The organism is Sorangium sp. So ce385, from assembly GCF_051474135.1.
Taxonomy (GTDB): Bacteria; Myxococcota_A; Polyangia; order Polyangiales; family Polyangiaceae; genus Sorangium; species Sorangium cellulosum_D.
The window spans coordinates 6,461,229-6,474,523 of sequence record NZ_CP150337.1; the positions used below are offsets into that span (position 1 = coordinate 6,461,229).

Annotated in this window: 13 protein-coding genes; 6 read left to right on the plus strand and 7 right to left on the minus strand. The window is 74.0% G+C overall.

Annotated elements, in window-relative coordinates; genetic code table 11:
* Positions 1 to 109: 109 nt before the first annotated feature.
* Complete coding sequence (locus WME83_RS23585) at positions 110 to 2,206, minus strand: hypothetical protein (protein WP_437321530.1); 2,097 nt, start codon at positions 2,204 to 2,206, stop codon at positions 110 to 112.
* A 22-nt stretch (positions 2,207 to 2,228) separates the two neighbouring features.
* Positions 2,229 to 3,212 (minus strand): hypothetical protein, encoded by a 984-nt coding sequence (locus tag WME83_RS23590; protein ID WP_437321531.1) that lies wholly within the window; start codon positions 3,210 to 3,212, stop codon positions 2,229 to 2,231.
* 203 nt (positions 3,213 to 3,415) lie between these two features.
* On the opposite strand from WME83_RS23590, the gene WME83_RS23595 reads away from it, so the two are divergent.
* The gene (locus WME83_RS23595) at positions 3,416 to 4,942 is read left to right on the plus strand and encodes a sulfatase (protein ID WP_437321532.1); all 1,527 of its coding nucleotides are present in this window, start codon (positions 3,416 to 3,418) and stop codon (positions 4,940 to 4,942) included.
* A gap of 56 nt (positions 4,943 to 4,998) precedes the next feature.
* Here the strand turns inward: WME83_RS23595 and WME83_RS23600 are convergent, their stop codons facing one another.
* From WME83_RS23600 to WME83_RS23610, 3 genes are read right to left on the minus strand one after another with little or no spacing between them, the layout of a single operon-like run.
* The gene (locus WME83_RS23600; RefSeq protein WP_437321533.1) at positions 4,999 to 6,033 is read right to left on the minus strand and encodes a hypothetical protein; all 1,035 of its coding nucleotides are present in this window, start codon (positions 6,031 to 6,033) and stop codon (positions 4,999 to 5,001) included.
* Positions 6,030 to 6,440 (minus strand): hypothetical protein, encoded by a 411-nt coding sequence (locus WME83_RS23605; RefSeq protein WP_437321534.1) that lies wholly within the window; start codon positions 6,438 to 6,440, stop codon positions 6,030 to 6,032. Before WME83_RS23605 ends, WME83_RS23600 begins: the two co-directional genes overlap by 4 nt.
* The gene (locus WME83_RS23610) at positions 6,437 to 7,114 is read right to left on the minus strand and encodes a hypothetical protein (RefSeq protein ID WP_437321535.1); all 678 of its coding nucleotides are present in this window, start codon (positions 7,112 to 7,114) and stop codon (positions 6,437 to 6,439) included. Before WME83_RS23610 ends, WME83_RS23605 begins: the two co-directional genes overlap by 4 nt.
* A 345-nt stretch (positions 7,115 to 7,459) precedes the next feature.
* Here WME83_RS23610 and WME83_RS23615 point away from each other — a divergent pair, with 345 nt between their 5' ends.
* Positions 7,460 to 7,888, plus strand: coding sequence for a hypothetical protein (locus WME83_RS23615; protein ID WP_437321536.1), 429 nt, complete (start codon positions 7,460 to 7,462; stop codon positions 7,886 to 7,888).
* Positions 7,889 to 7,947: 59 nt separating this feature from the next.
* On the opposite strand, the gene WME83_RS23620 is transcribed toward WME83_RS23615, so the two are convergent.
* Positions 7,948 to 8,163, minus strand: a complete 216-nt coding sequence (locus WME83_RS23620; RefSeq protein ID WP_044986107.1) for a hypothetical protein — start codon at positions 8,161 to 8,163, stop codon at positions 7,948 to 7,950.
* A gap of 318 nt (positions 8,164 to 8,481) precedes the next feature.
* On the minus strand, positions 8,482 to 9,744 hold the full coding sequence (gene mutY, locus WME83_RS23625) for an A/G-specific adenine glycosylase (protein ID WP_437321537.1): 1,263 nt from the start codon (positions 9,742 to 9,744) through the stop codon (positions 8,482 to 8,484).
* A 139-nt stretch (positions 9,745 to 9,883) separates the two neighbouring features.
* Between mutY and WME83_RS23630 the strand changes: the two genes are divergently transcribed.
* The 4 genes from WME83_RS23630 (at position 9,884) to WME83_RS23645 (ending at position 13,281) form a co-directional block, all read left to right on the plus strand.
* On the plus strand, positions 9,884 to 10,657 hold the full coding sequence (locus tag WME83_RS23630; RefSeq protein ID WP_437321538.1) for a hypothetical protein: 774 nt from the start codon (positions 9,884 to 9,886) through the stop codon (positions 10,655 to 10,657).
* Between the two features lie 251 nt (positions 10,658 to 10,908).
* On the plus strand, positions 10,909 to 11,415 hold the full coding sequence (locus WME83_RS23635; protein ID WP_020736653.1) for a hypothetical protein: 507 nt from the start codon (positions 10,909 to 10,911) through the stop codon (positions 11,413 to 11,415).
* Complete coding sequence (locus WME83_RS23640) at positions 11,412 to 11,906, plus strand: hypothetical protein (protein WP_437321539.1); 495 nt, start codon at positions 11,412 to 11,414, stop codon at positions 11,904 to 11,906. The genes WME83_RS23635 and WME83_RS23640 overlap by 4 nt, the downstream gene beginning before the upstream one ends.
* A 166-nt stretch (positions 11,907 to 12,072) precedes the next feature.
* The gene (locus WME83_RS23645) at positions 12,073 to 13,281 is read left to right on the plus strand and encodes a phosphodiester glycosidase family protein (protein ID WP_437321540.1); all 1,209 of its coding nucleotides are present in this window, start codon (positions 12,073 to 12,075) and stop codon (positions 13,279 to 13,281) included.
* The last annotated feature ends 14 nt before the right edge of the window (positions 13,282 to 13,295 follow it).

The window sequence follows — 13,295 nt, forward strand, 5'->3', positions numbered from 1 at the left end:
GCGCGGCGGGGTGCGCGCACCCCCCGCCGAGCCCCGGGGGATGCGGGCCGCCCCGCGCCGGAGCCGGGGGAAGCGAGGCATCCCCCGCAGAGGACCGGGAGCGCTGCGCTCAGGGGGTCGCGCGCACGGGGGCGAGCGGGGCGAGGAGCTTGATCTCGTTCGTGAGATCGCGGAAGCGGATCTGCTGCTCGTTGATCTGCATCTCGAGCACGATGACGCGCTTCGTGATCTCGTCGAGGCGCGCCGACGCCTTGGCGAGCCGGTCGGTGAGGTCGCGGCGGAGCTCGTCGGCGGTCTTGTTCTTCTCGATCGCCCTGAGGTTCTGGCGGAGCTCGTGGCTCTGCTGCTCGAGGCGCTGCTGCTCCGCGATCAGCCTGTCGCGCTCGTCGATCGCCGGGCGCAGCTTGCCCCGGACCTCCCAGGCCTGGCCGAGCTGCTTCGCCACGGCCGCGTCGGCGCGCGGGTCCTTGAGGTAGGCCTGCACCGCGTCGTCGGCGAGCTGGCTGAGCCAGTCGATCTGCTGCCGGAAGGTCCGCCGCTCGTCCACGTCGAGCACCGCCGTCCCCCGCCGCGGCACGTCGACCGGCACGAGCGCGCTGCCCGTGCCGACGTTGTCCTCCGTGCCCTTCGGCGGCGCGTGCAGGCGCGTGCCGTGCAGGCGGGGGTGCTTCACGAGCGTCCGCGCCGCGAGCTCGCCGCCGTTGCGGACGGCGTACTTGGTGTGCGTCACCCAATCGCGCTCGATCTCGAGCGCGCCGCCCTCGATCTTCGCGAGGCGCGCGCCCTCGGCGGTCTCCTCGCGCGCCGTGTCGACGGCGAGGCCCCGCTCCAGCGCGAACGGCACCGTCGTCGTGGCGCCCGGCGGCAGCGGCTCGACCATGCCCTGGCCGAGGAACGCGCCGTTCTCGAAGACCGCGATGGGGCCGCGCTCCAGGAGCCCCTTCGTGTCGTTCGTGAAGCGCGCCACGCGGAACGGGTGCGAGCTCGACGCGGGCACGCCGCCGTCGGGCGCGAACAGGAAGATCGACTCGCCGGGCACCTGCTTCGCGAGGAGCAGGACCATCGTCGCGCTCCGGTCGGGGATGTCGACCGGGAACGGGATGTCGTAGCGCGTCGTGCCCGCCTCCATCGCGACCGCGGCGAGGGCGCTCATGTTGCGCGGCGGCGACGGGTTCATCATCGCCTTGTTGTCCGCGGCCAGCGGATCGTCGGCGAACACCGCCCCGCCCCGCCGCGGGGCAGCGGCGCCAGGCGCGCCGACGGCCGCGCCGCCGACGGCCCGCTTCGCCGCCGGCTTCGCGGGCGCCTTGGCGACCTCGAGCCGCTCCCTCATCGCCGCCCTGCTGGCTTCGGCGCCCTCCTCGGCCTCGAACGCGTACCCGTGGCCTTCATCCGCGCCTGCCGCCGCCGGCGGCACGGCCGGCGCCGCCTCCGGGGCGGGCATGGGCGGCGGCGGCGGCGGCGCGGCCTCGGCCGCCAGCGTGGTCTCGCTCGTCGGCACGGACGCGATCACCTCGCCCTGATCGCTGACGATCGGGCGCGGCGGGATCGCCGCCTGGTCGAGCGTCGCCTGGAAGGCGAGCGGCGCGCCCGCCACGAGCGACAGCTTCACGCCCTTCCAGTCCTCGCCCGAGAGGTTCTGCACGATGCCCCACGCCTGGAGGTGCGCCTGCTTCGACGCCGCGGCCTGGGCCCCGGCCGCGCCCATCACGAGCCGGTAGGACGGGCGCCACACCGGCGTCTCGGCCACGTAGCCGACCACGAGGTCGTGCTCTCGCCCGTCGAGCGTGAGCTTCACCTTCTCGAGCTCGTCCCGCTTCTTCCCCGCCGCCGCCGCGCCCTTGTCCTTGGGCGGCGGCGACGCCGTCGTCACCTCGGGCCCGGGCTCCTCCGGCGCGTCGCCCTCGCCCGAGCCGTCGTCGACCTCGACCGGGAACGACGCGCTCCGGACGCTGCTGCCGCCGGCCTCGATGACCGCGAGCGTCGCGAGGAAGTCGCCGACCTTCTCCTTGCGCACGCGGAAGGTCACCTGATCGGCGTCGATGAGCCCCCGGCGCTCGAAGTACGCGACGCCGTTCCTGTAGATGACCACGCGCCGCAGCGCGAGCCCCGAGGCGTCCACGTCGGGGCCCCGCGCGCAGCCGGCGAGCAGAGAGAGAGCGAGGAGCAGGCCGGAGCCCGCTCGCGCGACGTCGTACCGTCTCATGATGTCCGTGGGTTTTCTTGGGTCAGCTGTCGGAGGGCGCCGTCGAGGCGCGGCGCCAGTCGGGCGGCAGGTCGAGAAAGCCCTCGTTGCAGAGGAACTCGTAGAGCCCCTCGCAGACCTCGCCGCAGATCATGCTGAAGAGGTGGGGATCGGTGATGAAGAGGATCGTCTCGTCGCGCTCGGAGCCCGCCGTGTCCGCGAGCTGCGCGACCAGCTCGTCCTCGGCGAAGCCGACGAGCATCACCATGAGGGTCCGCTCGAACGCCGCGCGGAAGCGTGGGAAGGCCTCGCTCGTCACCTTGTACGCGAACGCCCTGCCCTCGTACGTGCGCGCGTCCCGCACGACCTTCGCGGCGACCTCGCCGAGGCTCGGGGCGAGCCGCTCGCCGAAGAAGTCGACGAGCACGACATGCACCACCGAGACGATGCGCCGGAGCTCGCTCGACCGGCGCGACAGGAAGGCGTCCTGCATGTCCTTCGTGAGCTTCGCGAGCAGCTCGAACGACTGCTCCCGCGCCTCCTCGGAGGCGAACTCGAAGCCCTCGAGCTCGGCCTCGATCCGGTTCTTGTAGCGGGTGAGCACGTAGAACAGCGCCTGCTCGCCGTGGTGGATCACCTTCGGCGCGCCGTCGCGGCCCCGCGTCTTCTCGTGGAGCTCGGACTGGAAGAACAGGCGGGCGAGGTTCTTGTGGATCTTCTTGAGCCGCCGCTCGACGAGCAGCGAGGTCCCGTCCTCGCGGATGACCCGCTCGAGCAGGGCGCGGAGGGTCCGCTCGTGCGCGTCGCGGATCGCGTCGCGGTTCTTCGCCCCGCGCTCGCCCGCGCCGGCGGAGGCCTGGATCACCTTCAGCTGGGCGACGACCTGCGCGGTGACCGCGTCGAGCTCGGGGTTGGTCTCGAGATCGGCGCGGTAGTGGACGATGCGGGCCTGCATCTGCTCCTCGAGCAGGCCGAGCGCCATCTCGGTGATGTGATCCTTGAGCGCCTGGCTGACATGCTCGCCCACGCGCCGCGGCGCGTCGGGCGGGAGCGACCTCGGCGGGTCGGGCGACGACCTCTCCGCTGGCCTGGCCCCAGGTTGCGGTCGGCCCGAAGGCGGCAGCGGCGGCGGGTTCCGAGGGGCCGGGGCCATGAGCGGAGAGCATACCGGAACTCGCCCGCGGTGTGCGGCTTTGGCGGAGCGGCGCAAGTCGGAGTAAGACGGCCACCATGCACACGGTCGCTTCACGTACGAGAGCCTGGGCACCGGAAGGACAACCGGCGCCCTCCTGCCCGGCGCCCTCCTGCCCGGCGCCCTCGCGCCTGGCCCGCCGGCGCCTCGCGGCGGCGCTCGCGCTCGCGCTCGTCAGCGCCGGAGCGGGCTGCTCCCGCGAGGGCGACGGCCATCCCCCGCCCGCGCGCACACCGGAGCCCACGGCGCGGCAAGATCCCGCGGCGGCCGGCTCGCAGGCCGCGGCGGCCGGCTCGCAGGCCGCCGCGGGGGAGAGCGCCGCGCCGGCCGACGGGAGCGCCGCCGCGGGCAAGGAGGGCGGCGCCGCGGGGTCGCCGGGGGCGCAGCGCCCGAAGATGAACGTGCTCGTGATCTCGATCGACAGCCTGCGCGCGGACATGCCGTGGAACGGCTACGAGCGCGACATCGCGCCCCGGCTGACGGCGTTCGAGAAGAAGGCGGTCAGCTACACGCGCCACTACGCGATCTCGTCGTACACCTCGATGAGCGTCGGCGGCTTCCTCGCCGGCCGCTACCCGAGCGAGGTCGAGCGCAGCGGCTATTTCTTCGGCAACTACCCCGACAGCGTCCTCATGTTCCCGGAGCTCCTGCAGAAGGCCGGGGTGCGGACGATGAGCGCGCACGCGCACTTCTACTTCGACCAGAAGGCGGGCTTCCGGCAGGGCTTCGACGTGTACGAGATCGTGCCGGGGCTCTCGGCCGACAACACGACCGACCGGAACGTGACGAGCCCCGGGCACCTGGAGCTCGCGATCAAGATGCTCTCCGACAAGGCGAACACCTCGGGCACCTTCTTCGCGTACTTCCACTTCCTCGATCCGCACGACGTGTACATGACGCACGAGGGGATCGAGCCGTTCGGCAAGCGCGCCCGCGACAAGTACGACGGGGAGGTCAAGTTCACCGACATGCACGTGGGCAAGCTGCTCGATTTCGTCGCGCAGCAGCCGTGGGGGAAGGACACGGCGATCATCATCACCGCGGACCACGGCGAGGCGTTCGGCGAGCACAAGATGTACCGCCACGGCTTCGAGGTGTGGGACGTGCTCGCCCACGTGCCGCTGATGATCCAGGCGCCCGGCGGGATCACCCCGCGCCGGATCGACGTGCCGCGCAGCTCCATCGATCTCGCGCCCACGATCCTGGACATGATCGGCGCCCCGCCGGAGCCGTCGTTCCCGGGCAAGAGCCTCGTGCCCGAGCTCTACGGCGCGAGCGCGGAGGCGCGCGACGTCATCGTCGATCTGCCGCGCACGAGCGACAACGACCGGCGCAGGGCGCTCATCAGCGGGCGGCACAAGCTCATCGCCTTCGGCGACGACGACGCGTTCGAGCTCTACGACGTCGTCGCGGATCCTGGGGAGACGAAGGACATCAGGCGCGAGCAGGCGGCCGTCTTCGAGGCGATGAAGGCGATCTACAAGCAGCGCTCCGCGGCCATCAAGGACGTCTGCCCGAAGAACACGGCGAAGCTCAAGGGGAAGAAGAAGAACAAGCCGTGCTAGCGCTGGCGCCGCGGTCTCGCTAGCGCTGGCGCGGCGGTCTTCTAACGAGCGGCGGTCTAGCGCGCGGCGGGGGCGACGGTGATCGTCACGGCGTCGTCCTCGCCCGCCTCGCTCGCGGCCCGCGCCACGAGGCGGGCCCCCTCGCACTCGAGGTGCAGCACGACGGGCGCCTCCACCTGGCGGCCGCACGACGGATCGCCGGAGACGCGCGCCGCGAAGGCGCCGCGCGCGAGCTCGACCGCCAGGGCGATCCCCCCGATGCGGCCCTCCGGGTCGTCCGGGGCGACCTCGCGCGCCGAGCGCGCCTCCTCGAGCCGCGTGAAGAGGTCAGGCCCCCGGATCGCGACCTCGATCGGACGGCCCGCCGCGTCCTCCAGGACGGAGATCTCGATCTCCGCCTGCCGCGGCGCGCTCTCGCCCCCGGCGTTCACGACGAACGGGAGCGCGATCCGCTTCGCGCACACGGCCGCGCCCGGGGCCGCGCGCTCGCCGGCGGGCGCGCACCGGGGCGCCGGCAGCGTCAGGCTGAACGGGACGATCACCTCGGCGGGCGCCTCCGCGAGCGGGCGCCCCCAGGCCTCCCTGCCGAGGAAGCGGCGCAGCCACGCGGCGAGCTCCTCGCGGATCCGCGCGCGCTCCGCCCGCTGCCGCGAGAGCTGCGCGTCGGTCTCGCGGGCCGCGCGCGAGAGCAGATCGCCGGCGCTGCGCTCCTGGACGAGCGCGCGCAGCCGGCGGGTCGCGTCCTCGCGGAACGCGCCCCTCGGCAGCGTGGCCAGGTACGTCGCGAGCCCCGCGGCCGTCCCGCGCTTCGCGGCGTAGTAGATCGGCTCGGCCCGCGCGAGGTACGCGCGCACCTCGACGGCGAACGCCCCCTCTGGATGGCGCGCGAGGTAAGCCGACGCCGCCGCGAGCCGCCCCTCGAGGGTCCTCGACACGCGCGTCGCCCGGTACGCCGCGTAGTCGTCGTGGCTCGCGAGGAGCGCCGGCCTCGAGGCGCACCCGGACAGGGCCGAGAGCGCCGCGGCGCACGAGAGCGCCCGGGCGGCCCGCGCGAGGCGGAGGCCGGGGGCGGCTGCGACGCGCCCGCTCACGGGGCCTCCTCCAGTGGGCAGAAATTGCACTCCGTCGGGATGGAGGCGCCCTCGTCCGCCATGTGCTCGCGGTACGCGTCGCAGCTCGCCGTCTGGAGCTTGTGCAGGCACACCTCGCCGTCGTGGACCAGCGGGTAGCAGCCGATCGGGAGCTCCGGCGCGGCGTCGAAGCCGCAAGCGGCGGCGCAGGCGCGCGTGCGCAGGCCGCACGCCTCGCACTGGGCGCAGTCGATCTGCGCCTTCAGCGCGAAGAACTTGTGCGGATCGAGCTCCTCCGGCGCCTGCCCGCAGCTGCCGATGTCGCCCACGACCGGCCCGATGCCCGCGAGGAGCAAGAGCGCCGCGACCCCCGCGACCTCGTTCGCCCGGAGGCGCCCGCTGCGCCGCTCGCGCCCCGGCGACCTCATGGCAAAAGCTCGTGGTCGATCATGAGCCCGAGCTGCGCCGAGACGACGGGGTAGACGGTGTACGCCGCCTCGTAGGTCGCGGCGCCGTAGAAGAGATCCCCGACGAGCTCGCCCGAGAGCGCGACGCCCGCGAGGAGGTAGTACCCGAGCCCCACCGCGAGCTCGCCGCCGACGTTCACGTCGGGCTCGATCAGGATCGCCGCGCCGAGCCGACCGTACGCGAGCGCGCGGGTGAGGCCGCGGTAGGCGACGAAGTAGCTCGGCGTGAGCGACTCCTGCGGGACGCCGCTCAGCGCGATCGAGAGGCGCAGCGCGCCGCCGTGCTGGACGCCGTCGGCCGGCCCCAGCGCCAGGGCGACCCCGAGATCGAGGTACCCCGCGGTGAGCGAGAGCGACTCCGCCGTGTCGCCGAGCTGCGTCTGCAGGCGGTACGGGTTGTTGAACCGGAGCCCCGTCCCCATCGCGAGGGACGACACGACGCGCGCCGCCGTTCCCGGCGGCCGCGCGAGCGCGCGGTACGCCTCGAGCTCGGCGCCGCCGCCCTCCTCGCCGCGCGGCGCCTCCGCGGCCGCCTCGCCGCCGCGGCCGGGGGCAGGCTGGGCCGCGGCGACGCGCCCGAAGGACGCCCCGAGCAGCACGGCCACGAGCGCAAGCCCGGTCCGGAGTTCCAGCATCGCCACGAGCCTTCTACCCCGAGGCGGCGCTCGCTGGCACGCTCAATTGCGTCCCGGCCGGCGCCGTCGCGGAAGCGCCGCGCGCAGCTCGCGCGCGGCGCCTTGGCGGCGGCGCCGGCGGCGACCCTCGGCACGGTCCTCGCTCCCGTTGCGTATCCGCCCGCTTCACCTGCGGACCGGACCCTGCATGGCGAGACCACCGTGAGCAATTCAAGCACCCGAGGCAGGCAGAGCACCGCCGCACCTTCACCGGCGCTACGCGCGCCGCGCGCGAGCGTGACGCAGCGCCGAGAACGAGAAGATCGCAGCGAGCAGGGAAGGCCGCGCAAGCCGCCGCGGGCCCCCGTGGCCGCCGCGCGATGGGCCGGCGCGACCGAGCTGGACGAGCCGTTCGCCGACGTGATCGACGCCGCAGCGGCGCCCCCGCTGCGCGGCAAGGTGAGCCCGCGCAGCGAGCTCAGCGACGTGGTCCCGACGCTCGACGACGAGGTCCGCGGCTACCACCACCACCCGAACGACGCGGGCTGCACCGAGTTCGAGGTGAACCCCGACGCCGCCGACGCCGCCGCGGATCTGGCGAGCGATCTCGGGGCGGAGTTCCTCGAGGGAGCGACGAGGGGGCAGGACATCAGCGACGTCGTGATGTCGCACGACGACGACGACGGCGATCTGCCCTATCTCCTGGAAGACGAGGAGGTCGAGTCCGTGGAGCCGGACGCCGACGAAGACGACGAGCAACCCGTGACCCAGCGGATGCGACGGAACGTGGGCTGAGCGGCGGCGCGTCGAGGCGGCGCGCCGCGCCGCCCGTCGCGCGAGCGGGACCGGCCCGATCACGCCTGGCCGAGCACGGGCAGCTCCGCCACCACCTCGCCGTCGATGCGGATGAACGCCAAGAGGCCCTCGTCCTCGTAGGCCAGCACATCGAGCACGATCCGCTCGCACAGCGGCAGCACGTACAGCGCTCCGTCGTCCGCCATCACGGTCATGGATCGCGCAGGTGCGCTCGGCGTGAGCAGCGTCTCTGTGGTCCGTCGTCGCGCATCCATGTTGCTTGAGCTCCCAGGCTTGAAACGAGCTCCGGCCACCGCCGGCGCCGCGAGGCTAGAGGGCCTGCCCGCCCTCCCACCAAGCGCCTTCCATGCCACCGCGCTCGCGGTGCAGCGTCGAAGCCGGCGACGTCCCGCGACGACATATGGGTTTCGCCCCCGCCCGCGGCGCTCTGCCGCAGCAGCTCGCCCGCAAGCGGCGCCGCGCCCCGCCCGCAGCGGAGCGACGCTCCCCGGAGGACCGCCAGGACGAGATTTCGAGCCGCCTCCGGCCTCTCCGAGGCCGCGGCGCGCGCCGGGCCGCCCGGCCGCGCGCGTTCAGCGCGTCCCGCGCGCGCTCCCTTCGTCCGGCGCCGAGGCCGCGGACAGGACCTTTCGCGCGAGTTTGGAAACACCGTACTCCATCGCGCCCGGATCGAGCCACGCCGCCTTCTCGTAGGGGGCGGCAAGCTTTGCCCGGCATCGCCACGGGGCCGCCACCTCGGCGCGCGCGACCGTCACGTCGAGCCGCCGGTGCGTGAGGATGTGGCGCACGCGGCCGACCTCGCGGAGCGGCGCGTCAGGCGCGACGCCGACCTGTTCGAGGAGGGCTCGGGCGTCCGCGAGCGCGCGCGCCTCGACCATGGGCGGCTCCCAGAGCCCGCCGAAGAGACCTCCCTCGGCGCGGCGGACGAAGAGCACGCGGTCGCCCGACCGCACCACCGCGGCGACCATCGCGACCGCCGGGACGTCGCGCTTCGGGGCGATCACCGGCAGCTCCGCCTGCCGTCCCTCGGCGCGCGCGGCGCACGCGCCGTCGACGGGACAGGCCTCGCAGCGGGGGTTGCGGGGCGCGCACACGGTCGCGCCGAGCTCCATGAGGGCCTGGTTGAAGCGTCCCGGATGAACGCTGCCCGCGGCGGCCCGCACGAGGCGTTCCGCGGCCGACCAGAGCTTGCGCGTGCCCGAGGTGCTGCGGATCTCGTCGTCGATGCCCTCGATGCGGGAGAGCACCCGGGCGACGTTGCCGTCGACGAGCGGCACCGGCTGATCGTACGCGATGCTCGCGATCGCGCCCGCGGTGTACGCGCCGACGCCGGGCAGGGCGAGGAGCGCCGGGACGTCGCGGGGGAGCGCGCCGTCGTGGCGCTCCGTGATCTCGCGCGCGGCGAGGTGGAGCACGCGGGCGCGGCGGTAGTAGCCGAGGCCGCTCCACAGCGAGAGCACGTCGTCGATCTCGGCGGAGGCGAGGGCGGAGACCGTCGGATAGCGGGCGAGGAAGCGCTCGTAGTACGGGATCACCGTCTCGACGCGCGTCTGCTGGAGCATCACCTCGCTTAGCCAGATCGCGTAGGGGTCGCGCGTCCTCCGCCACGGCAGGTCGCGCGCGACGCGATCGAACCAGACCCCGAGGGCGGCGGCGATCTCCCGATCGCGCTCGCTCGGATCCGGCGGCGCCGGCGGGGGCGCGCCCTGCTCACCGGACGAGCCGCGGCGGCGCGGGGCGCGCTCCTGAGCGTGGCTCTGGCGTGCGCCCGAGCGCGAGCGCGAGGATGTCGGGTCTGCGCCCTCGCGCGAGGGCGACCGGGGCTTCGTGCTCACGCGCGAGAGGCCCACCCTCTGCACCGTCGGTGCGGATTGCGCGCCTCGCGCGTCGCTTTGTGCGGATTGCGCGGCCGCCGCTCGCCGCGCTCAGAAAACGCTTCCATCGCGCGGGACTCTAGCGCAAGAGCCGACCGCGGTGTCGTCCCGGCGCCCCTGCCCCTCCCCGGTCGTCTCCAGGGCCGCGCGCCTCGGCGCCGCGTTGCTCCTCGGGCTCGTCGCGGCGGGTTGCCGCGACGAACCGCGCCCCTGGGAGGGCAAGCCCGGCCCGCCGGTGGTGCTCTCGGCAGCGCCGCCGAACGTGGCCGTCACGGTCGGGGCCGGCGGGCTGTCGGACGCGGACGCGGGACAGGGCGAGGGCGACGCCGGAGCGCCCGCGGATCCCGACCTGCCGGCCCTCCCCGTGCGCGTCGGCGGGCCCTGGGTGCGCTGCTACGGGAACTTCAAGATCAGCGGCAATCCGCTGAAGGACGTGACGCGCCTGTCGCTGCTCTGCGGCCCGGAGAACGGCATGCGCCGGGTCTCGCCCAAGCCGATCGAGGGGCAGGTGGCCGAGGGGGGCGCGATCGTGACGGAGAAGTTCCAGGCGCTCCGGGGCGCCTGCTACCGGGTGTTCGCCGTCGGCGGCCCCGGGATCCTCAACCTGGACGTCGCCGTGCGGAGCAGCCGCGGGGCGATGATCGCGAGCGACGGCACCGAGGACGCATGGCCGATCGTCCAGCCGGATCGGCCTTTCTGCCCGCTCGAGGACGACGACGCCACGGTCGAGATCAGCGCCCGCCGCGGCGCCGGCCGGTTCGCGGCGGAGGTGTGGATGCTGAAGTCCTACAAGCGAGCGCGCGAGGGCGACGCTGGAGCGGAGTCCGACGAGCCCTACGAGATGAACGAGACCGACGCCTACGACGGGCTCTGAGCCGGCGGCGCGCCCCGCGCGGTCGCGGGCGGGCGGCCGCCGCGGGGCGGCGAGGTTCTGTCCGGGTCACCACGACCTCCGGCCGCGCGGCCGGGGCGAAGGCCGAGCTCACCTGCCCGCGAAGCGGCGCGCGAAAGGCTCCCCATCGTCATCAAAATCCGGCAGATCCATGGACCATGGCGCGACGCCGGCACCCTGCGCGAACCCCTGCATTGACGTGGCCGCCCCGTCCCGCTAGGGGAGCCCGAGCCATGGCCGACGACACCGAGCCGCTCCGCGAGGACGAAGGGGACAAGGTGGAAGGCGAAGGCGAGAAGAAGCGCCTCTTCGAGCGCGCTATCCCGGAGATCTTCAAGCGCGTGGTCGAGCGCGCCGTCGAGAGCGGCATCGACAAGCTGAGCGAGGGGCCCGAGAACCTCCGGCACTTCGTGGGCGACCTCAAGCTCCCCAAAGAGGTCCTCCACTACCTCTACACCCAGATCGACGAGACCAAGAACGGTCTCTACCGGGTCGTCGCCAAGGAGATCCGGGACGTGCTCGAGCACACCCAGTTCGCGGACGAGATCACGAAGGTGCTGACGAAGCTCTCCTTCGAGATCAAGACCGAGATCCGCTTCGTCCCGAACGAGGCGGCCAAGCGAGACGACGGCCAGGACGAGCCGAGGACGGGCCTGCCGAAGCCGGAGGTGACCGCGCAAGTGAACGTCAAAGACCGAAGCAAAGAGACCGGGCGAGACCGGCGCCGCGAGGAGAAGTGACGACGAAGAAGCTTAGGACGGGCGGCGAGGTCGACGCCTGGTGCACGAAGTGCCGCCTCGATCTTACCCATCGGATCATCGCGATGGTCGGCGACGTGGTGAAGAAGGTCGAGTGCAAGACCTGCATGTCGCACCACCTCTACCGCCAGCCGAAGAGCGAGCGCGAGAGCCGCGCCGCCGCGCGCGCCGCGTCGCGGAGCAGCGGCGAGCCGAGGGCCGCATCGTCGGCCTCGACGCGCGGCGGCGGCGTGGAGCGCCTCACGGCCGCCCAGCGCGCCGAGCGCGACCAGACGCTCGCGTGGGAGCGCGCCATCGCGGGGCAGCCCTCCGGGGCGTTCAAGCCGTACCGCACCACCCTCACCTTCGGCGAGGGTGAGCTCATCCACCACAGCAAGTTCGGCGACGGCGTGGTCGCGAAGGTCATCGATCGGGGCAAGATCGAGATCCTGTTCAAGGACGGGCCCCGGACCATGGCGCACGGGCAGGCGTAGGTAGCTCCGCGCCGGGCTTCCGGCGGGTGGAGCTCGCCGGCCGCGCTCGCTCGCAGCCCGGAACTTGGGGCTGCCCGCGCGATCGGGTAGCCTCTCGGCCGCCGTGGACAAGCCTTCGCCCCCTCCCGCCAGCGGGCCCCCGCGCAGGCGGCGGTCCCGCCCGCGCTTGCCCGAGCGCGCGCTGCGCTGCGTCGCCATCTGCGCGATCGCCGTCGAGGCGCTCTGGTACGGCATCCACGAGGTCCCCGGCTTCGGCCCGGCGCTCGCCGACGGGGCGCGGGCCGTGGTCGGCCCGGCGCCCGTCGCGTGGGCCGAGGACGTGGCCTACGGCATCGCCGACCGCCTGAACCAGGCCATCTACCGGCACGCGCCCCCGAAGACGTTCTGGGAGCCCGCGCCCGCCGCCGCCGCGGAGGCCGTGCGGGACGAGGGCCTGGAGGCGGAGGCGATCTCGTCCCCGTCGCCGTTCGAGCCGCCGTTCCGCGAGGTCGCGGCCACGGGCGACGGCGTCTGGACGCCGATCCCGGACGCCGTGCGGCCCGGCGACGCCCCGGTGCTCTGGCGGAGCGCCGTGCACCCCGATCCGCGGCGCGTGTTCGCGGCGATCGCCGTGGTGGCGATCGACCTCGGGCGCGTCGACCTCCGGCTCGTCGCGGGCACGAAGGAGCCGTTCTCGCCGGACGTCCCGGCCGAGCGCCGCCCCGGGCTCGTCCCCGAGGGCCACGCGGGAGAGCTCATCGCCGCCTTCAACGGGGGCTTCAAGGCGATGCACGGCCACTACGGGATGATGCTCGACGGCGACACGTTCCTGCCGCCGCGCGACCGGGCGTGCACGATCGCCCTCTACCGCGACGGCGCGGTGCGGATCCGCACCTGGCCCGAGCTGCGCGCGGAGGAGGCCCGGATGACCGCCTACCGGCAGACGCCTCCGTGCCTGGTCGAGCAGGGCGAGCTGCACCACGCGCTCTACGACTCGAACCGCGACTGGGGCGCGACCGTGAGCGGCGAGACGGTGATCCGGCGCTCGGCGCTCGGCGTCGACGCGACCGGCAAGCTGCTCTTCTACGGGCTCGGCGAGGCCGTGACCGCGCGCACCCTCGCCCAGGGGATGAAGGCCGCGGGCGCGCACGACGTGGCGGAGCTCGACGTGAACCACGCCTACCCCCGCTTCCTCCTGTACGGGCGCGGCGAGGGCGGCGAGGGGCCGCGCGCGCGGTCGGCGCTGATCCCCGACGTGCAGTTCAAGCCGGAGGAGTACGTGGCCGAGCCCGCGCCGCGCGACTTCTTCTACCTGCGGCGGCGGCGGGCGGCGGCGACGCTCGGGATCGCCGACCCGGCGCCCGCCGACGACGTCCTCGGTCGCGACGGGCGGTGAGGCTCGATCCGCGG